Raw genomic sequence first — 19,813 nt, 5'->3', positions numbered from 1 at the left:
TGGATTGTTTTTAACTAGCGAGCCATGCAAACAGCAACGCAAGCAACATCCGATTAAAACAAATGTTCGAACGTTACTTGCACGTTGCAACCAGCGCCTAGTTATATTCAGGTAGCGCTTGAAGTCCACTTCACAGCAGGCGTCGAATGTCCTCGACGACCTGACGATTCACCCAGACGCCTTGGGCCAACGAGCGCTTGCGAGCATTGAAGCGCCGCTGGGAAGGCAAGCGTGCCCCCTGGTCGGTGATGGCGGCGAACAGATGCTCTGCCCGCTGCAACCCGGCTTCGAGGTCGTCGCCGAGAAACGCCTTGGGGTCAAACGCCAGCAACAGTTCGCCATGGCACGGCGTGGCACCGGCGCCGCCATCGAAGGCCATGGACTCAAGGCTGGTCATGTCGCCAATCAGTGCGCCTGCCAGCAGCTCGATCATGGCTGCCAGGGCCGATCCCTTGTGTCCACCGAAGGTCTGCATCGCGCCGGCCAGCGCAGCGCTGGCGTCGTTGGTCGGCTGGCCCTCGCTGTCCAGCGCCCAGCCATCGGGGATCGGCTTGCCCTCCCGCGCATGCAGCTCGATATCCCCCCGGGCGATGGCACTGGTGGCGAAGTCGAAGACGAACGGCTCGCCAGCCGGGCGCGGCCAGGCGAACGCCAACGGGTTGGTGCCGAACACGCCCCGCTTGCCTCCTGCCGGCGCTACCCAGCTGTGGCTCGGGGTCATCGCCATGCCGACCAGGCCATGGGCGGCGATGGCCTCCACCTCCGGCCACAATGCAGAAAAGTGGAAGCAGTTGCGAATCACCAGGGCAGCAATGCCCTGCCGACGGGCCTTTTCCACCAGCACGGGAAGGCCGGTCTGGAAGGCCAGCAACGAGTAGCCCTGGTGGGCATCGACCTTGACGATCGAAGGCCCGACGTCATGCAGCGTCGGCAGCACCGCCGGATCGACCTTGCCAGATCGCAGCGAACGCACGCACACCAGCACCCGGTACAGGCCATGGGAATGGCACTCGTCGCGTTGACCTTGGGTGATCACTTCGGCGATGGCCTGGGCGTGGGCAGTGGACATGCCGTTGGCCAACAGCGCGCTGACGGCCAGTGCATGGACCTCTTCGAGCGTCATGTGGACCCTGTCATTCATTTGCGATTACTCCCTGAATGCGACCGCGGCAGCCCTAGGCTGCCGCGGTGCGTGCGTGAAAATGCCAGGCGTGGCGGAGTCGACCTGCGACTCAGCGTGCGTGGGCGGTGGTGAATCCTTTGGCGCTTGGCTGGACGTTCGGTTGTTCTTCCTCTTCATCGGCATCCAGACGCAACAGGTGTGCCGGCACGCCGGTGCGTGCGCCCCAGTAGTAGATGCCCAGGGAGCACAGGCCAACGACGACATTGTCCAGCGGATGGGCGAGCACGCCGATGCCACCGAAACTGCCGAGTTTGGAGAACACGATGATCATCGCGTAGAAGCCCACCAGCCACAGCGACGAATGCACTTGCTGCTTGAGCGACAGGTGTTCGGTGGGCACGAAACGGCCGGCCAACAGATAGACGACGAACATCAGGATCTGCAGGCTCAGCAGCCAGGACACCGTGCTCCAGCCCGACCAGTAGACGATCAACGAAGCGATGATGAACGACACCGGCCCCAGCACGCTCATGGCCTTGACGCGGAATGGGCGCTCCAGGTCGGGTGCGCTGCGGCGCAAGGCGGCGACCGAGACCGGAGCGACCGCGTAGCTCAGCACCAGGGCTGCCGATACCACGTTGATCAGCGCCTCCCAGGAAGGGAACGGCAGGGTCCAGAAGATCGACAGGCCGAAGGTAAGCCACAACGCCGGGCGCGGGATGCCGGATTTCTCGTCGATGCGGGTGAACACCTTGAAGAAGGTGCCGGTCCGCGCCCAGCCGTAGATGACCCGTGGCGTGGCGTTCATGTAGATGTTGCCGCAGCCGCTCGGCGAGATCACCGCGTCGGCGACCACCAGGTAAGCCAGCCAACCCACGCCCAAGGCGACGGCGATGTCGCGGTAAGGCAGCGAGAACTCCTTGTTGATCAGGCCCCAGCCATTAGCCAGCATCTCGGTCGGCACACTGCCCAGGAACGCCACTTGCAGCAGCACATAGATGGCGGTGGACAACAGCACCGAGAGGATCAGCGCGATAGGAATGGTTCGTTGCGGATTACGCACTTCGCTGGCCACCGAGATGATTGGCGTCAGCCCCAGGTACGCGAAGATGATGCCACCGCCGGAGACCGCCATTTCGATGCCGGACATGCCGAACGGCGCGAAGCCCTGGACCTCGAGGTTTTCCGGCCGGAAGAAGCTGTAGAGCACGACGATGACCAGCAGCGGCACGATGAACTTGAACGTGCTGATCAGGTTGTTGGCCTTGGCGAAGGTCTTGACGCTGCGGTAGTTGACCACGAAGAACAGGCACAAAAGGGCGAATTGCACCAGCCAGCCGGCCAGGGTCGCGTCATTGGTACCCGGATGGGTCAGTTGTGGAAACCAGGCCGCGGCGTACTGACGCGAGGCGACGACTTCGATCGCCACCAGGCTCGAGAACGCGATGATGGTGATGAAACCCATCAGATAGCCCAGCAAGGGCCCGTGGGAAAAGACCGGGTAGCGCACCACGCCACCGGCGCGCGGCAAGGCGGCGCCCAGTTCGCAGTAGACGATGCCCAGCAGCAGCACGGCGAAGCCGCCGATCAACCAGGAGATGATGCCTGCCGGGCCTGCGATGGCCGACACATGGCTGGCGGCGAACAGCCAACCGGAGCCGAAAATGGCCCCCAGACCGATGAACGTCAAGTCCATCAGCGACAGTTGTTTCTTGAATTTACCTTGGCCTGACATAGCTAAGCCCTTTTTTGTGGATTATTGAAATAGGCAGAAACTGTGTTGCAGATCAGTGTGCTTGGGCGGTGAAGTTGCAGCCTCTCGATTCGAGAATGCGCGCTCACCGGGTGTCCGGTGCGTGGCGCTCTGTTTTTAAGCGATGGGTGAACAAACCCCGTCCCAGAGAGGCGGGTGGTCTATGGCCGCCTGTGGATCGAAGGGTCCGACGAGGTGCCTGGCACGCTCTGTCTTTTTTAGGTTGAACTGATCGCGGCCACGATTGCTTGATGGTTTTCATCAGCCCTGATGACGAATTCAGCACAATTTGCAGCCACGACTTGACGCGAGGGCCAGCCGCCGAGGCATCCTGAACGGCAAACACAGCCCCTGTCGAAAGCACCCCAGGCTGCCTTCGCTCTCTCAGGACACGCACCATGCCCGAGCAGCATTTCTCCACCTTCAGCGAAGGCCTCACCGCCCACCGGCCGAAAGACATGAAGGAGCTGATGGCCTGCATCTCGCTGATGCAGCCCATGCTCGACGCCATTCCCAATGCGGTGATCTTCGTCAAGGACGCCCAGGCCCGTTACCTGATGGCAAACCGCACGCTGGTCGAGCGTTGTGGCCTCAAGTCCCTCGCCCCCCTGCTCGGACGCACCAGCGCGCAAGTCTTTCCCGCACAGCTCGGGCCGGGCTATACCGAGCAGGACCGTCGCGTCCTGGAAGGCGGCCTGGTACTGCAGGATCAACTGGAGGTGCACCTGTACGGCAGCCAGGAGCCGGGCTGGTGCCTGACCCACAAGCGCCCGATTCTCAATCGCCGCGGCGAGGTGATGGGGCTGATCGGCATTTCCGTCGACCTGCAGTCAGCCGCCCAGGCTCACCCGGCGTACCAGCGGCTGTCGGCGGTGGACACGTACATCCGCGAGCACTACCACCGCCCGATCACGCTGGACGACCTGACCGAAGTCGCCGGCCTCTCGGTGGCGCAACTGGAGCGGTACTGCAAACGCATCTTCCACCTCACGCCCCGGCAGATGATCCACAAGGCACGCCTCGAGCAGGCGCACCTGCTGCTGCGCACCGACCTGCCGATCACCGAGATCGCCCTGCGCTGCGGCTACACCGACCACAGCGCGTTCTCGCGCCAGTTCAAGACCATGACGGGCTTCACCCCGCGCCAGTACCGACAGGCAACCCGCAGCTGACCATCGGACAAAACACCTGACCGCACGTCACTGTGGGCGCGGGTTCACCCCGCAAATACGGGGCTGAACTCACCACCGCACTCTCGGCTGAACACGCTTGCACAGGTATCGATATCCGCCGAGGGAACGCATGAGGGGGTTGATTGTATAAAATCTACATTGTATAAAATCTGCAATCCGCCCATCCCAGCCCCCCGGCGAATGCGTTCAGAGGATTTACAATTTCAATGAAAAGCATCCATGTCATCGACTCCCACACCGGCGGCGAACCTACCCGCCTGGTCATGAGCGGCTTCCCTGCCGTCGCCGGCCAGACCATGAGCCAGAAGCGCGACGCATTGCGTAACGACCATGACCAATGGCGCCGCGCGACCCTGCTCGAGCCACGCGGCAATGATGTGCTGGTCGGCGCCCTTTACTGCGAGCCCGTCTCGCCGGACGCCACCTGCGGAGTCATCTTCTTCAACAATACCGGCTATCTGGGCATGTGCGGCCACGGCACCATCGGCCTGGTCGCCTCGCTGCATCACCTGGGGATGATCGAACCAGGCGAGCACAAGATCGACACCCCCGTCGGCCCGGTCAACGCCACTCTGCACGCCGATGGCGCCGTCACCGTGCGCAACGTGCCGGCCTACCGCTACCGCCATGATGTGCCGGTCCAGGTGCCTGGCTATGGCGAAGTGCGTGGCGACATCGCCTGGGGCGGCAACTGGTTCTTCCTGGTGTCCGACCATGGCCAGGTGCTGGAACTGGCCAACGTCGAAGCGCTGACCGCCTACACCTGGGCGATCCTCCAGGCCCTGGAGGCCAGCGGCATCTTCGGCGAGGACGGCGGCGTGATCGACCACGTCGAATTGTTTGCCGCCGACCCGCAGGCCGACAGCCGCAACTTCGTGATGTGCCCGGGCAAGGCCTATGACCGTTCCCCCTGCGGCACCGGCACCAGCGCCAAGCTCGCGTGCCTGGCCGCCGACGGCAAGCTCGCCCCAGGCCAGACCTGGGTCCAGGCCAGCATTACCGGCAGCCGATTCGAAGGCCGTTATGAACAGGAAGGCGAGCGCATCCGCCCTTCGATCACCGGCCGCGCCCATGTCACCGCCGACAGCCAGCTGCTGATCGACGAGCAGGACCCCTTCGCCTGGGGCATCTGCCAATAACCCCCACGCGCGTCGCGTGCGATGCGCGCCTCCTTCACGACCGACCTGAATGAATGCTTCAAGGAGCCCACAATGACTGACAACATCTTCACTGGCTGCATTCCTGCCCTGATGACCCCCTGCACCCCGGACCGCAAGCCAGACTTCGACGCGCTGGTGAAAAAGGGCCGCGAGCTGATCGATATCGGCATGAGCGCCGTGGTGTACTGCGGCTCGATGGGTGACTGGCCGCTGCTGACCGAAGCCGAGCGCCAGGAAGGCGTGGCCCGCCTGGTCGCCGCTGGCATCCCGACTATCGTCGGCACTGGCGCGGTCAACTCCCGTGAAGCCGTCTCCCATGCCGCTCACGCCGCCAAGGTCGGCGCCCACGGCCTGATGGTCATCCCACGCGTACTGTCCCGTGGCTCGTCCATCCCGGCCCAAAAGGAACACTTCAAGGCCATCCTGAACGCGGCGCCGAACCTGCCGGCGGTGATCTACAACAGCCCCCACTACGGCTTCGCCACCCGCGCCGACCTGTTCTTCGAACTGCGCCGCGAACACCCGAACCTGATCGGCTTCAAAGAGTTCGGTGGCGCGGCCGCCATGAGCTACGCCGCCGAATTCATCACTTCCAAGGATGAAGAAGTCACGCTGATGGCAGGCGTCGACACCCAGGTCTTCCACGGTTTCGTCAAGTGCAACGCCACCGGCGCAATCACCGGCATCGGCAACGCACTGCCACGTGAAGTGCTGCTCTTGATCAAGCTGTGCAAGGAAGCGGCCGTGGGTGATGCCAGGGCACGTCGCCTGGCCCTGGAGCTCGAAGGCGCGCTGGCGATCCTGTCGTCCTTCGACGAAGGCGTGGACCTGGTGCTGTACTACAAGCACCTGATGGTCCTGAACGGCGACAAGGAATACACCCTGCACTTCAATGCCACCGATGTGCTGAGCGACAGCCAGCGCCGCTACGCGGAGAACCAGTACGCCCAGTTCCGCCGCTGGTACGCCAGCTGGTCGGTTGAAAACAACCTGGTCTGATCCCGCCCCGCGTCACCTCCCTGAGGCGGCGCGCCCCCTTTGGCGCGCCGTCCTCACCGTCCCGCCCGACGCGGGAATCCGTCTTTCCCGACCTCAGGAGAGCCCCATGAGTCTTTCAGGTAACCTGCTGATCGGCCAACGCGCCATCGCCGGTACACAAGCCCCGGTCTTCGCCATCAACCCCGCCACCAACGCGCAGCTCGAACCGGCCTATCCAGGCGGCAGCCGTGAGCATGTCGAGCTCGCCTGCAGCCTGGCCTGGGAAGCCTTCGACCGTTATCGCGATACCTCGCTTGAAGCACGTGCCGCCTTCCTCGAACGCATCGCCCAGAACATCGAAGCCCTCGGCGACACGCTGGTCCAGCGCGCCGTGGCTGAAAGCGGGCTGCCGCAAGCACGCATCCAGGGCGAAATCGGTCGCACCTGCTTCCAACTGCGCACCTTTGCCCGCACCGTCCGTGCCGGCGAATGGCTCGACGTGCGTGTGGACGAAGCGCTGCCTGAGCGCCAGCCACTGCCGCGTCCGGACTTGCGCCAGCGTCATGTCGCCCTAGGCCCTGTGGCGGTGTTCGGCGCCAGCAACTTCCCCCTGGCCTTCTCGGTGGCCGGTGGTGATACCGCCTCGGCCTTCGCCGCCGGCTGCCCGGTGATCGTCAAGGCCCACAGCGCCCACCCGGGCACCAGCGAACTGGTTGGCCGCGCCATCCAGCAGGCCGTTCAGGATTGCGAACTGCCCGAAGGGGTGTTCTCGCTGCTGTATGGCTCCGGTACCGAAATCGGCATTGGCCTGGTCAATGATCCACGCATCAAGGCCGTCGGCTTCACCGGCTCGCGCAGCGGTGGCGTAGCCCTGACCCAGGCCGCCCAGGCACGCCGCGAGCCCATTCCGGTGTATGCCGAAATGAGCTCGATCAACCCGGTATTCCTGTTCGAGTCGGCACTGGCCAACCGCGGCGCCGCGCTCGCCGAAGGCTTCGTCGCCTCCCTCAACCAGGGCGCCGGCCAGTTCTGCACCAATCCGGGCCTGGTGATCGCAGTGAAGAGCCCTGCCCTGGACGACTTCATCGCCACCGCCAGCACTGCCATCGCCAAGAGCCCAACCCAGACCATGCTCACGCCCGGCATCTACAAGGCCTACAGCACAGGCGTCCAAGCCCTGGCAGCCAATGCCAATGCACGCCTGCAAGCCAAAGGTGCCGAGAGCGAAGGCCACAACCAGTGCCAATCGCACCTGTTCGTGACCACTGCCCACGACTTCATGCGTGACCACACCCTGCAGGCCGAGGTGTTCGGCTCCTCTTCGCTGATCGTCGAGTGCGACGACCTGGCCCAGGCCAGGCAAGTGGCTGAGCAACTCGAAGGCCAGCTCACGGCCACCGTGCACATGGACGATGCCGATACCGACGCGGTTGCCAAACTACTGCCAACCCTGGAACGCAAGGCCGGACGCATCCTGATCAATGGCTGGCCGACGGGTGTTGAAGTGTGCGATGCGATGGTCCACGGAGGCCCGTTCCCGGCCACCTCCGATGCCCGCAGCACCTCGGTGGGCACCGCAGCGATCCTGCGTTTCCTGCGTCCGGTGTGCTACCAGAACTTCCCCGACAGCCTTCTGCCAACGGCGATCAAGCAGGGCAACCCGCTGAACCTCAGCCGCTTGGTCAACGGCCAGCGGGTTAGCTGACCGGCAATGGCGCATCCACCTACAGGACGTCGGTGGATGCGGTTTTGCCCTTTGCATACAATATGCAAATTCCAATCGGGTTCTCGAACAGTACTATGGCTAGCTTCAAGACACGTGCCCAGCACGTTGCGGACGATCTTCGCAAACGCATCCTCAGCGGTGAGTTCAAAGGCGCCACCCAATTGCGCCAGGACGCGCTCGCGCGGGACTACGACGTCAGCCGGATCCCCGTGCGCGAGGCGCTGCTGACCCTCGAGGCCGAAGGGCTGGTGCAGTTCCATCCGCATCGGGGCGCATTCACCACCGAACTCTCCACCGCCACCATCCGCGAACTCTTCGACCTGCGCGTATTGCTCGAATGCCGGGCCCTGGCGCAGGCCATCCCGAAACTGACCCCAAGCGAACTCGACCGGGCCGAGCGCCTGCTGGACCAATACGACGCCGCACTGGATTCAGGCAGCGACATCGACAACTGGAGCGAGCTGAACTTCGCCTTCCACACTGCCTTGTACTCGCCGGCCCAGTTGCCGGAAACCCTGGCGATGATCACGCACCTCAATACCAAGTGCGATCGCTACATCCGCATGCAGCTGCTCTACACGCGGGAAATCCAGAAAGCCGAAAAAGAACACCGAGAACTGCTGCAACATGCCCGCAACAAAGACATCGAGGCGGCCTGCCGCCTATTGGACCGCCACATCCGCGAAGCCTGCGAGGGCATCGTCGCGGTCCTGGAAAACAGCCTGAACCACTGACCCCCTGCCCTGAGCCTCGTCGCCAGGGCGCGGTTTGAACACGACAATTGTATAAAATCTACGATCACCGAGGTGTGAGCAGATGCTTTCAGACGAACTTCACCGCAACGGTCACGAGGTCTATGATATCGCCGTGGTCGGCGCCGGCATCGTAGGCGTGGCCTGCGCCCTGGCCTTGTCGCGCCAGGGCCATCGGGTGCTGGTGCTCGACCGGGATGAGCCGGGCCAGGGGGCATCCTTTGGCAATGCCGGTCATCTGGCCACCGAACAGGTCTTCCCCATCGCTGACGTGTCCATCCTCAAGCGCTTGCCGGCGATGCTGCTGGACCCGATGGGCCCGCTGCGCCTGGACTGGCGTTACCTGCCCAAAGCCCTGCCCTGGTTCACACGTTTGCTGCTGAACCTGCGTCAACGCCCCTACCGCAACAGCGTCGCCGCCCTGCGCGCCCTCAACGAGGCGAGCCTGGATGCCTGGCGCCGCCTGCTGGGCTCCACCGGCAACACGCAGTTGCTCAAGGAAGACGGCTCCCTGCTGGTCTTCGAACGCCCTGAATCGCGCACCGCGATCGACGCGCTCAAGCAGAAGATGCAGGCTCAGGGCGTGCCCGTCGATTTCTGGGACGCCAACGCCGTGCGAAATGTGGCGCCGCAGTTGTCCGAATCGATCCAGGGCGCACTGTTTTTCCCCGCGACCGGTCATTTCATCGACCCTCACCAGGTGGTGAGGGCGCTGGTGCAAGCGGCCCAGGACAAGGGTGTTCGCTTCGCCCGCCAGCGCGTCGAAGGTGGCCGGGTGCATGCCGATGGCGTTGTGCTGCGCACCGACAAGGGCGAGGTCAATGCCCGAAAAGCACTGATCGCCTGCGGTGCCCACTCCGCCAAACTTACCCAGCAACTGACCGGCAAGAGCGTGCCGCTGGACACCGAACGCGGCTATCACCTGATGCTGCCCAACGAGCACGGCCGCCTGCCCATGGCTGTCACTTCCCTGGAGCGCCGCTTCATCATGACGCCCATGCAAGGCGGCCTGCGCCTGGCCGGCACCGTGGAGTTCGCAGGGCTGGAGCGAGCGCCGAACATGCGGCGGGCATGGCAACTGCATCGGCTGACCGAGGGGCTGTTCAAGAACGCGCTGAATGTAGAAGCGGCGAGCACCTGGATGGGCTTTCGTCCGTCCCTGCCGGACTCGCTGCCGGTGATCGACCAGGCCTGCGACGGCAAGGTTTTGCTCGCCTTCGGTCACCAGCACCTGGGGCTTACCCAGGCGGCGACCACTGCCGAACTGGTCGCCTCCATGACCGGATCGGTGCCCGCTGGAGCTGGGCAATTGCCTGCGCTTGCACCTTACCGTTTGGATCGGTTCTGAAGTCGGGGGCTGCTTTTCAGCCCCCAGCGTCTCAGCGCTTGGCCAACTCCTCGTCCACCGCCCGCAATGACTTGCCCCGGGTCTCGCGGGTCGCGGCCACCGCGACGATCGAGATCAGCGCAGCCCCCACCAAGTACCAGGCAATCGGCGTCGAGCTGTTGTACTCCTTGAGCAAGGTCACCGCGATCAGCGGCGCCAGCGAACCCGCCAGGATCGGTGCGACCTGGTAGCACAGCGACAGCGCCGTGTAGCGGACGTGGGTCGGGAACAACTCCGCCATCAGCGCTGAGTAAGGCGCGTAGGTCATGGACTCGATGGCCAGGCCCAAGGTGATCGCGGCCATGATCAGCCACTCATTGCCGGTGTCCATCATCGGAAAGCCAACGAAGCCCCAGAACCCGGTCAGCACCGCCCCGACCAGGTACACCGGCTTGCGCCCGATGATGTCCGACAGGTACCCCATGGCCGGAATCATGAAGAAGTGCAGTAGGTGCGCGCCGAACATCAGCAGCAAAATCTGCGAGGTGTCCTTGTGCACCACGAGCTTGAGGTAGGTAATGGAGAAGGTCACCACGGTGTAATAAAGAATGTTCTCGGCAAACCGCGCGCCGATGCCGATCAGCACCGCACGCCAGTGCTTGGTCAACACCTCCACCACGCCCAGTTGCGTCTGCGCCACTTTCTGTTGGCGCGCCTGCGCCTCCTTGAAGATCGGCGCATCATCCACCCGCTTGCGGATCCAATAGCCGATCAGAACCACGACCGCGGAGAACCAGAACGCCACTCGCCAGCCCCAATCGAGGAACTGCGCCTCCGAGAGGCTCGAGGACAGGATCAGCAGGATGACCGTGGCAATCAGGTTACCGGCCGGAACACCCGCCTGGGGCCAACTGGCCCAATACCCCCGACGGTTGTCCGGGCTGTGCTCGGACACCAACAGCACCGCGCCTCCCCACTCGCCCCCGAAGGCAAAGCCCTGGATCAGTCGCAGCAACACCAACAGCACCGGGGCGGCATAGCCGATCTTTTCGAAGGTGGGCAGGCAGCCCATCAGGAAGGTCGTGATGCCCACCACCACCAAGCTGATCTGCAGCAGGTGCTTGCGCCCCAGCTTGTCGCCATAGTGGCCGAACACCAATCCCCCCAAAGGCCGCGCCAGAAAGCCCACGGCATACAGTGCGAAGGCCGCGATGATGCCATCCATCGCGCTGCCGGTCTGACGGAAGAACAACTGGCCAAAGACTAGGGCCGAGGCCGTGCCATAAAGGAAGAATTCGTACCACTCCGCCACAGCGCCGGCCATGGCGGCAGCCACCACGCGTTTGATACCGGCGGGCGCATGGTCCGCCTTACGGTCAAGCGTTTTGGATGCCACAGAGGTCGTAGAGGTCATCGATGTTCCGCTCCGTTGATCGTTCGTCCTCGGCGTCCGGCCCCAATGTCCGGGGATGGATCGCCCACTTTTGTTATATCGTATTTCGTATACGATTTTATCCGAGCAAGAATGGGGCCAGCACTTCGCCCGGCTTCGGGCAAAGCGGCGCAGGGCGCGCTGCTACAGGGCTATCGGGTAAAACGGGACATGCCGCACAGGGCCGGGCGGCCCCGAGGGACTGTTACGGGAGGAAGCAATATGGCAGGCGATGCCACAGAAGGGATCAGCCTCAGCGCCGGTCGCTCAGCGATGGGGCAAGTGCTCGTAAAGGCTCTGGCAGACGCCGTTGATGTGCGCTTCGATCAGCTGTGCGGCCAGGTCGGCATCGCGGTTTCGGCACGCGGCGACGATGTCCCGGTGTTCGTGATCGGCGCGCTCCTTGCCGGCTGACAGGCTCATCTGCATGCGCAGGTAGCGCTCGACCTTGTCGTGAATCGAGCGGATCAAGCCCACCAAAAATGGCCTTTGCGCGGGCTCATAAAGACATGCATGCAGCGCCCAGTTCAGTTCGGCCCAACGGCCAATGTCATCCTCGCCAATGAACTCGGCGCAAATCCCTTCCGCTTTCTGGAACGTCTCTTCGGTCATGTTCGGCACCGCCAGGCGGATGGCCTTGACCTCCAGCAGCACACGCACCTCGAACATCTGCGCCAGCTCAGGCTCGGAAATCTTGGTCACCAAGGCGCCACGGTTGCGGTGAAAATCCACCAGCCCTTCCGCCTCCAGGCGCTTGAGCGCTTCGCGCACCGGGATCTTGCTCACGTTGAACGCCTGGGCGATGTCGTCCTGACGCACCGGCTCGCCTTCGGCCAGATGCCCGGAAATGATCGCTTCACGCAGGTGCTCGGCGATGATTTCAGAGGTCGAGGGTGTGACACCCAGATTGGGGGCTTTGCGGGGCAGGATCGGCACGGCGGCATCCAGAGGCAATACAGTGTGGATATCTTATACGATACGCGGCACGACCGGCGCCAACCCAGTGCCGCCGCCACCTCCATTTGATGCAAAGCCCCTGAGGCACGCGCTTCAGGGGCTTGATCCAACGACGGCGAACGCCGATTCACCCACAGGTCAAAGCTTGAATTTGCCCACCAGCAGCTGCAGTTCACCGCCCAACTGCGCCAGCTTGACGCTGGAAGCGGCGGTTTCCTCGCTGGCCGCGGCGGTCTGCTCGGACACTTCCCGCACATTGAGCACGCTGCGGTTGATTTCCTCGGCCACAGCGCTCTGCTGCTCCGAAGCCGTCGCGATCTGCAGGTTCATCGATTCGATGGTCGCCACCGAACGGCTGATGTTCAGCAGCGAAGTGCCGGCACGGCGGGTCAGTTCGACACTGTTGCTGGTCAGTGCGCGGCTGCGCTCGAGGATATCGCTGACCTGCTGCGTACCACGGTGCAGACCACTGATCAACTCTTCGATCTCTTCGGTGGAGCTCTGGGTCCGCTGTGCCAGGCTGCGCACCTCATCGGCCACCACCGCGAAGCCGCGACCGGCCTCCCCCGCCCGCGCCGCCTCGATGGCAGCGTTCAACGCCAGCAGGTTGGTCTGCTGGGCGACCGACTTGATCACATCCAGCACCGTGCCGATCTTGTCGCTTTCTCGCTTGAGCCCGGCCATCGCCTCTGTCGAATGCCCCACCTCGACGTCCAGATGGGTGATCTGCTCGATGGCCTGATTCACCACCGTGTCGCTTTCCCGCGCTTCATGGCCTGCGTTGACCGCCGCATTGGAAGCCTCCTCGGCACTGCGCGCAACATCCTGCACGGTCGAGGCCATCTGGTTCATGGCGGTGGCGACCTGGTCCGTCTCGACCTTCTGGCTGCTCACCCCCGCGCTGGTCTGCTCAGTGACCGCCGACAGCTCTTCGGCGGCGCTGGCGATCTGCACCACGCCGTCGCGCAGCCCGCCGATCAGATCGCGCAGGTTCACTGTCATGCGCTGCATGCTGGCCTGCAGTTCGCCCAGCTCATCACGCCTGGACACCGGAACGTCCTGGCTCAAATCACCATTGGCCACCCGCTCGGCGCTTTGCAGCGCTTCTTTCAACGGCAGCACGATCAAACGCGTGATCAGCCACGCCGCCAGCACCCCGAACACCAGCGCCAGCACCGCGGCGAAGATCAACCGCTGCTTGAACGACTGCACTTCATGGTCACGCTTTTGCGACTGGCTGTCCGACAACTGCCCGGCCGCTTCGAGCAGGTTCTTCAGATCCGACTCCAGCACCGCCAGGGTCTGTACGGCCTGCGCATCGCTGCGCGCCTCCACGGCGCGGACGTAATCCTGGAAGTGTGAACGGTAGGCTTCGATAGCCTGTTCAGCCTGCCCGATCCAGCGCAGATCGTTCGGATCGGTGAACTGCTTGGCGAGCGCTTCGATGCGAAGGTTGAGCTCATCCATCGCCTTGACCATTTGCGCAGCCTGCTCAGCGCCCGGGGAGACGGTGTAGTTCAGCCGCGCGATGCGCACGTCGCGCGTCTCTTCGTTGATGTGGGCGATGCTGCTGAGCTTGGCACTGCGCTCACCCAGGCTGCTCAGTGCGCCCAAACCGATTCCGGCGATCACCAGGGTCAGCAGCAACACCAGGGCAAAGCCCAGGGTCAGTTTCGACCGCACACTTATATCAGCCAACACCTTCACGATTGGGTCGATCATCCGCAGAGCCCTTCTATTGATCGTTCTTGAAATTGCCATTGCCGGGCGATCCCCTCAGGGGCCCGGTTGCACGAGGCGGGAAATGCCGTCGACGACGGCGAAAGAGGTGAGAGAGGGATCAATGCGAGATGAATGCCCGCAGCGTGTGCAGCCCTTTTCCAAGGCTGACGCTGCGCAACACGCGACATGGCATTGAGCCATCAGACGCGCGGAAATATACCTTTGGGGGAAAGGGTCGACAACAGATTGAGCCTCGATCTGTGAACATTCTCACCGCATTTCTGTGGACAGTTTTTCGAGTAGAGGGATACAGCCGCATAAGCCTGGCAGGGTGGGTTTCGCGAGGTTTGTTGGCGCGCGCGTGGGGTAACAGCTCAGGCCGCATTCATATTAGGCCCCAGCAGGCGTCATAAGTAACGACACGCGTGTCTTTGCCTATGAATCCGGCAAGCCGCGTACCCAGGTAGCGGCGTTGCCAGAGCTGGCCCGGCTGCTTTCGACCACACTCGAAGAGTTGTTTGGTCAGCAGCAGGAAACCACTGTACCTAAGCGTGGCCCGGCTCCGAAGTGGCAGCAGCAACCGGAAGCTATTAATCAACTACCCAAGAGCCAGCAGAAACTTGTTGCGCAGATACTCGGAGCCCTGCTCGCTCAGGCCACGATGCTTGAGGACAGCAGGTGCCTCTTATGCACCTATGAATTACCCATAAACGCTATTATCTGGGGCATAAATTTTCCCAATTACCCCAGCATGCAAACAATAGTTCTCTGTCTTTGGATACCCTCCAAGCGCTACTAGTGACAAAGCTCCAATCGTCACCTGACAGAGTCAATGAATCACCATCCCACTCAACCCTTTTAATAAAGAGCGGGAGGAATGACACAACAAGATTTAAAAAGCGACCATTAGTCTACCTGCCAGAGCAGCTGAATCTATCAAAATCCAAATAAACGCTGCTTCTACTGCACCATCTGTTACTTTTGTACCGACTGATACTAGCTTTCACGACTTATAAATGCCCATACCCACTATCATCAATGGGGATCGGCACATCTCTCCTGAGGCACCGAGCTGAGACTTTGTATCCCTCGTGGTAATCAGCAAGAACCTCCGTTTCCACACATGAGGCAGATTCAAGATCACCCTCACCGCCCCCCTTTTATATCGAGGCATCTTCCTGACACAGGACACACTACTGCCCTAAGCTTATCCGACACTTCGCCCAACACAGCCCTTTGAATACTCAAGCGGGCTGCTACTACCGGATCATCTATAGTAACCATATTCATGACCTCGCAGGCACGATGTGAATTCCAGTAAGTTGCCCACGAAGCTTGGCGGCATTCACTAATGCTTGCTGCATCACCTGCACCTTTTGGACCATCAGCTATCCTGCGTCAATATTTCTATAAACCTCTCAAATGCCTGATGGACAGAATCTTTTTCTTCAGGAGAAAGCAGCACATTCATAACCTGACATTCCAGAGCACAGTCATATATATCAATACCAATCCAGCCTTTAGACCAAAACTCTACTGTCCCTAGCTTACTGAAGCCTTCCAACTCTATCCTTTCAAGATCACCAAAATCTCCATTAGGAAATGATGAGTACTCTAAAGAGTACCCCTTTAAAGATGGCCTTATGCCTTCATCAAACCAAGAGCTATCCATAAGACCTCTCATTTCCTATCTAGAATCTCAATATTCTTGACCACCGGAAGATGCTCACCACCCTGTTTATTAAGCAAAAACTGCTGAGACTTGCTTGCATCTGGGCCAATCATTTTAAACCAGCCCTCTTTTCCGCCTTGCAGCAAGCTATTGGCTGGAACATCGAACTCGACATAGACATAGCCTTTAGGTGCAGGCCCTTTAAAGTCAGAAACGCCATTAGTCGAAATAAAGGTTTGTCCTCCACCACCCTGCACCACCTTACTTGTACTTTGCATCTGTGCCAGTTCGTCAGGAGACATCCATCTTCCAACACGAGTCATATTGACATCGTTGATGACCTTGGTTTCGCCAAGCTTTAACGGGGAACTGGCTGTAGCTTTTGCACCCGCAACCCGCTCAGCCTTAACCGCGGCCCAGTACTCATACGCCTTGTTTACATTAGACGAAGCCCCAGGTACAGCCCCTGCTCCCGGCCGGTTACCACCCGCCTCCGCCATCCCGGCGATGCCGCCAATGACGATAGCACCGAAGCCAGACACTTCATCCAAGGAATCCAAAGCTTTGAAGCTTCGATCGAGCTGCTCGAACTTGATGTTCTCACACGTAGCGTGTTGTACAGCGAGTCTTTTAACGCGCTACCGAAACTTCCTCCCAGCCCCAATGCTTGGCTCAAAGCCGTGCTGGTGATGTTTTGCAGCGCCTGATTGGCGGCAAATCGGCTGATATCACCAACCGTATTCAATGGCGCGACGATCTTGTCGGTCGGCAGTTGTGTTTCGGTGCCCGTCAACTTATCGAAATAACCTGTGCTCAGCCCACCCACGACTGAGGCTCGGCCAGCCAGGCGTAGTAGCCGCTGGAATGCACCTTGAGGGTCTGGCAAAGGCGACGTACCGGGTAATTCGTCTTGACCGCTGGCAGTGGTAGCGGGGAAGTAGCAAAAAGAAAGCAGCTCGATAGCTGAGAGATACCAACAGATAACTGATAAATAGCAGCCAGATAGCACAAAAGTAGCAGTTCGAACGGCGTACTCTGCGATCGTTCTTCAAACAACACGAAAGCAACTGAAAAAGAACAGAAAGACAACAGAAAGAGAACACCTGACAACTGAAAAGCAACACCGGCACGAGGCCGATGTCAGGTGAAGACTGTATCTGTACAGGTGAATAAACTGCGAAGTCAACTTAACTCGATTGACCTTAACTGCCCCTCTTCGTCACACAAGATAGTAACCATGCCGTATGGGCAATCAAGCGTTATTACTTTGTTCTTGTATTCCTCATCAACAACTCCAGACGGTCTTCGGCCGGCATTATCGAATTTAATCTCAAGAAAGTAACCCTCTCCATTGTCTTGATTCGGTAAGGCATCCCTGCTTCCTTGTGCAGATAAGATTTTCTGAATTTCCTCAATATGAATCGAAGCCATACCTCTCTGCACCTCAAGGCAGTGGGACAAATTCGCCCTTGCCCAACAAACTCTTAACTTGATTAGGCCGAATTGGACCGACAGAAATTATCTTCATCTCATCTCTTGGCACAGTAATTCGAATCAGTTCCCCTTAAACTTCTTGAATAACATCGATATGCCCCGTCCTTGTATCTAACACACGAGTAGCGCCTGGACTGTTGGCAAGCTTCTGCAGAGCATTCGCATCGAGTTTCCCTGCAAGCTGCCCCATTCGGGGATCATTAAGTTGACCAAATACTCGGTCAGCCACTGAGAAGTCTTTTACCGACCCAGCAACTTCACCAGTCCCTTTTGCACCAAAGAATCAGGCCATTAAGTTCCGAGGCACGCAGCCTTTTTCAAAGAGCATCCTAAAAATATCAACAACAGTCTCAAAATTAGTGCAAACCGCTGAGGCATCAATAGCATCTCCTAGAATATCAACTACCTTTCCTGAGTCTCCATCCCCGAGATAAGACCGAACAATGTAATCCTCGCCATTGTCCTCCCCTAAAGTCATCGCGAACACCCCATCATCTGCAACAACCTGCAAGCTCAACAGCTCAAATCCATTAAGATTCACAGCTTCTAAAGTAACAGAGCCAGACACCTCACATACTTCTCTCAGATGAAGCTCAACATTACTCCAGGACGGTTCTTTAGCTCTCCCTCCGTGGCACTCACTTCCGAATCCAACAACCCATGATAGAGAAAATTTCATCTTCTAATCCTGCTCTCTCAAAGCGCGCATGCCAGGCTGCCAGTATAGAGTCTTACCGGTTGCAGCTTCTTTAACTGTAAGAGAAGTGAGTCCAGACTTCTCTGCCATCGCAGCTATATCTCCTCGGCAATAGCCACAAACCGCTTTGCCAGAGACAGTAAGCTCCATGCTTGCTCCTGAATCGCCCCTGCTTTCCTAGACACTCTCCAAGCTCAGAAAATAGCGTTTCTCATACTCTACTGGCGACAGCTGCATAGCACTGCTGTGTCGACGTTTTGGGTTATAGAACATCTCGATGTAATCGAAAATATCACTTCGGGCTTCGTCACGCGTTGCGTAGATCTTTCGTCGGATTCGCTCCCGCTTCAAAAGCTGGAAAAAGCTCTCGGCTACGGCGTTATCATGGCAGTTTCCTCGCCGACTCATGCTGCTAATCACGTTGTTTGCCTTCAAGAAGCTTTGCCAATCTGAGCTACTGAATTGACTGCCCTGATCTGAATGAATCATCACTTGCTGCTGTGGCTTGCGGCGCCACACGGCCATCAACATCGCGTCGATCGCCAGGTCGCTGCCCATCCTGGGCTTCATTGACCAGCCAATCACTTGGCGAGAAAACAGATCCAGCACTACTGCCAGGTATAGCCATCCTTCATAGGTGCGGATGTAAGTGATGTCTGTCACCCAGACCTTGTTCGGCTCACTGACCTTGAACTGCCGCGCAAGGTGGTTAGGCGAGGCGACGGTTGGCTTTCCGCCATAAAACCCTGGGCGCCGTCGATAACCCGTTTGTGAACGCAGCCCCTCTGCCTGCATCAAACGTCCGACTCGATTTCGCCCACAGATCTCTCCCAGCTCTCGCAGGTCATCGTGAATCTTGCGATAGCCATACACTCCTCCGCTTTCTAACCAGGCATGCTTGATCAAGCCAAGCAGGCGTTGATCTCCTTTGCTCGGCAGATTGAGGCTCGGCCAACCAAGCGTAGTAGCCGCTGGGGTGCACCTTGAGGGTTTGGCAAAGGCGCCGCACCGGGTAATCCGTCGAGTGCTTCTTGATGAAGGCGTACTTCAGCCGCACTCCTTGGCAAAGTACGCGGCGGCCTTCTTTAAGATGTCTCGCTCTTCCGTCACGCGCTTGAGTTCAGCACGCAGCTTGCGCAGTTCGGCTTGCTGGTCATCGTCTTGCTGACGCTGATCTTGGGGTTTGCTGTAGAGCTTGATCCAAGCGTAGAGACTGTGAACGGACATGCCCAGACGCTGGGCAACATCGGCGACAGGCTTGCCTTTCTCGGTCACTTGTTTGACCGCTTCGATCTTGAATTCTTCAGGGTAACGCTGACGACTCATGGCACCTCCTATTTGGGCCTCATTATGAGGCTTGGAGGTGTCTACGAAACCAGAGGCGATTCATACAACTGCCCGCATATTAGCTGAAACACAACCCAAAAGCGCTCTTTGCAGAGAGAGCCTGGCAAAAACCACAGCATCGATATTCATATCACGGCCTCACCGAAACTGTTAATCCCATCTTTAGAATAGTGAATAATTCCATTGGAAGTTGGCATAGCCTTTCCTGTCACAGGATCAACATAATTGCCAATAGCCCCGCCAAAGCTCACTCTTTATTTTGATCCTGGCGCTCCTACTGGAAGATTCCCGACCTGCTGTCCAGTGCCTGCCTTTTCCGCCAGCATTCTTGGGTCAGAAGTTAATATGCTTCGTCCGGACGTATATAAATTATGCCCAGGGAAATGTTTTTCTTGAGCGCTCCATTTTATTTCTGGGACTGTAGCAGTTGCTTTTGCACCAAAAAACCTAGTAAACCACTACACCCATCAGACTCGGCAC

15 protein-coding genes and 2 pseudogenes are annotated in these 19,813 nt (G+C 59.7%); 6 read left to right on the top strand and 11 right to left on the bottom strand.

All coding sequences use genetic code 11. The features are described 5' to 3' along the window. Positions 1-130: 130 nt before the first annotated feature. Complete coding sequence (locus tag AB1N67_RS06295; RefSeq protein ID WP_043214722.1) at positions 131-1,141, bottom strand: Ldh family oxidoreductase; 1,011 nt, start codon at positions 1,139-1,141, stop codon at positions 131-133. A gap of 91 nt (positions 1,142-1,232) precedes the next feature. Continuing rightward, positions 1,233-2,858 carry an APC family permease gene (locus AB1N67_RS06290; protein WP_043214720.1) on the bottom strand — a complete coding sequence of 542 codons (1,626 nt, stop codon included), beginning with the start codon at positions 2,856-2,858 and terminating at the stop codon, positions 1,233-1,235. A 416-nt stretch (positions 2,859-3,274) separates the two neighbouring features. On the opposite strand from AB1N67_RS06290, the gene AB1N67_RS06285 reads away from it, so the two are divergent. The 6 genes from AB1N67_RS06285 (at position 3,275) to AB1N67_RS06260 (ending at position 10,033) form a co-directional block, all read left to right on the top strand. Beyond that, positions 3,275-4,048 (top strand): AraC family transcriptional regulator, encoded by a 774-nt coding sequence (locus AB1N67_RS06285; RefSeq protein WP_043214719.1) that lies wholly within the window; start codon positions 3,275-3,277, stop codon positions 4,046-4,048. 227 nt (positions 4,049-4,275) lie between these two features. Continuing rightward, positions 4,276-5,208: a 4-hydroxyproline epimerase gene (locus AB1N67_RS06280; RefSeq protein ID WP_090346145.1), complete on the top strand. Its 933-nt coding sequence runs from the start codon at positions 4,276-4,278 to the stop codon at positions 5,206-5,208. 72 nt (positions 5,209-5,280) lie between these two features. Further along, a complete protein-coding gene (locus AB1N67_RS06275) occupies positions 5,281-6,228 on the top strand; it encodes a dihydrodipicolinate synthase family protein (RefSeq protein WP_043214714.1) in 948 nt (315 codons plus the stop codon). A 106-nt stretch (positions 6,229-6,334) separates the two neighbouring features. Next, positions 6,335-7,912: an aldehyde dehydrogenase (NADP(+)) gene (locus tag AB1N67_RS06270; RefSeq protein ID WP_043214711.1), complete on the top strand. Its 1,578-nt coding sequence runs from the start codon at positions 6,335-6,337 to the stop codon at positions 7,910-7,912. A gap of 95 nt (positions 7,913-8,007) precedes the next feature. Then, positions 8,008-8,667 (top strand): GntR family transcriptional regulator, encoded by a 660-nt coding sequence (locus AB1N67_RS06265; protein WP_367863606.1) that lies wholly within the window; start codon positions 8,008-8,010, stop codon positions 8,665-8,667. Between the two features lie 82 nt (positions 8,668-8,749). Beyond that, complete coding sequence (locus AB1N67_RS06260) at positions 8,750-10,033, top strand: NAD(P)/FAD-dependent oxidoreductase (RefSeq protein WP_367863605.1); 1,284 nt, start codon at positions 8,750-8,752, stop codon at positions 10,031-10,033. A 31-nt stretch (positions 10,034-10,064) separates the two neighbouring features. On the opposite strand, the gene abaF is transcribed toward AB1N67_RS06260, so the two are convergent. The 9 genes and pseudogenes from abaF to AB1N67_RS06215 all read right to left on the bottom strand — a co-directional run bounded on the left by abaF (position 10,065) and on the right by AB1N67_RS06215 (position 19,743). Further along, positions 10,065-11,426, bottom strand: coding sequence for a fosfomycin efflux MFS transporter AbaF (gene abaF / locus AB1N67_RS06255; protein WP_043214705.1), 1,362 nt, complete (start codon positions 11,424-11,426; stop codon positions 10,065-10,067). A 285-nt stretch (positions 11,427-11,711) separates the two neighbouring features. Further along, complete coding sequence (locus tag AB1N67_RS06250) at positions 11,712-12,371, bottom strand: GntR family transcriptional regulator (protein ID WP_070094388.1); 660 nt, start codon at positions 12,369-12,371, stop codon at positions 11,712-11,714. 168 nt (positions 12,372-12,539) lie between these two features. Next, complete coding sequence (locus AB1N67_RS06245) at positions 12,540-14,123, bottom strand: methyl-accepting chemotaxis protein (RefSeq protein ID WP_102082638.1); 1,584 nt, start codon at positions 14,121-14,123, stop codon at positions 12,540-12,542. Positions 14,124-15,507: 1,384 nt separating this feature from the next. Continuing rightward, positions 15,508-15,795: a hypothetical protein gene (locus AB1N67_RS06240; RefSeq protein WP_332770757.1), complete on the bottom strand. Its 288-nt coding sequence runs from the start codon at positions 15,793-15,795 to the stop codon at positions 15,508-15,510. A gap of 8 nt (positions 15,796-15,803) precedes the next feature. Further along, a complete protein-coding gene (locus AB1N67_RS06235) occupies positions 15,804-16,346 on the bottom strand; it encodes a hypothetical protein (protein WP_367863604.1) in 543 nt (180 codons plus the stop codon). Positions 16,347-16,977: 631 nt separating this feature from the next. Then, positions 16,978-17,226 (bottom strand): hypothetical protein, encoded by a 249-nt coding sequence (locus tag AB1N67_RS06230; RefSeq protein WP_197853828.1) that lies wholly within the window; start codon positions 17,224-17,226, stop codon positions 16,978-16,980. Between the two features lie 346 nt (positions 17,227-17,572). Beyond that, the gene (locus AB1N67_RS06225; protein ID WP_139146859.1) at positions 17,573-17,968 is read right to left on the bottom strand and encodes a hypothetical protein; all 396 of its coding nucleotides are present in this window, start codon (positions 17,966-17,968) and stop codon (positions 17,573-17,575) included. A 195-nt stretch (positions 17,969-18,163) separates the two neighbouring features. Further along, positions 18,164-19,312 (bottom strand): annotated as a pseudogene (locus AB1N67_RS06220) (IS3 family transposase). A 146-nt stretch (positions 19,313-19,458) separates the two neighbouring features. Further along, positions 19,459-19,743: pseudogene (locus tag AB1N67_RS06215) on the bottom strand (polymorphic toxin type 50 domain-containing protein). Between the last annotated feature and the right edge of the window lie 70 nt (positions 19,744-19,813).

The sequence above is a fragment of the Pseudomonas guariconensis genome, assembly GCF_040822035.1.
Taxonomy (GTDB): domain Bacteria; phylum Pseudomonadota; class Gammaproteobacteria; order Pseudomonadales; family Pseudomonadaceae; genus Aquipseudomonas; species Aquipseudomonas guariconensis.
Note: the sequence above shows the minus strand (reverse complement) of the source record. Positions and strands in the feature narration are given on the sequence as shown.

Coding starts and splice junctions, on each gene's coding strand:
- AB1N67_RS06295 (WP_043214722.1), bottom strand. CDS start 1,141: ATGAATGACAGGGTCCACATGACGCTCGAAGAGGTCCATGCACTGGCC.
- AB1N67_RS06290 (WP_043214720.1), bottom strand. CDS start 2,858: ATGTCAGGCCAAGGTAAATTCAAGAAACAACTGTCGCTGATGGACTTG.
- AB1N67_RS06285 (WP_043214719.1), top strand. CDS start 3,275: ATGCCCGAGCAGCATTTCTCCACCTTCAGCGAAGGCCTCACCGCCCAC.
- AB1N67_RS06280 (WP_090346145.1), top strand. CDS start 4,276: ATGAAAAGCATCCATGTCATCGACTCCCACACCGGCGGCGAACCTACC.
- AB1N67_RS06275 (WP_043214714.1), top strand. CDS start 5,281: ATGACTGACAACATCTTCACTGGCTGCATTCCTGCCCTGATGACCCCC.
- AB1N67_RS06270 (WP_043214711.1), top strand. CDS start 6,335: ATGAGTCTTTCAGGTAACCTGCTGATCGGCCAACGCGCCATCGCCGGT.
- AB1N67_RS06265 (WP_367863606.1), top strand. CDS start 8,008: ATGGCTAGCTTCAAGACACGTGCCCAGCACGTTGCGGACGATCTTCGC.
- AB1N67_RS06260 (WP_367863605.1), top strand. CDS start 8,750: ATGCTTTCAGACGAACTTCACCGCAACGGTCACGAGGTCTATGATATC.
- abaF (WP_043214705.1), bottom strand. CDS start 11,426: ATGACCTCTACGACCTCTGTGGCATCCAAAACGCTTGACCGTAAGGCG.
- AB1N67_RS06245 (WP_102082638.1), bottom strand. CDS start 14,123: ATGATCGACCCAATCGTGAAGGTGTTGGCTGATATAAGTGTGCGGTCG.
- AB1N67_RS06240 (WP_332770757.1), bottom strand. CDS start 15,795: ATGGATAGCTCTTGGTTTGATGAAGGCATAAGGCCATCTTTAAAGGGG.
- AB1N67_RS06230 (WP_197853828.1), bottom strand. CDS start 17,226: ATGGCTTCGATTCATATTGAGGAAATTCAGAAAATCTTATCTGCACAA.
- AB1N67_RS06225 (WP_139146859.1), bottom strand. CDS start 17,968: ATGAAATTTTCTCTATCATGGGTTGTTGGATTCGGAAGTGAGTGCCAC.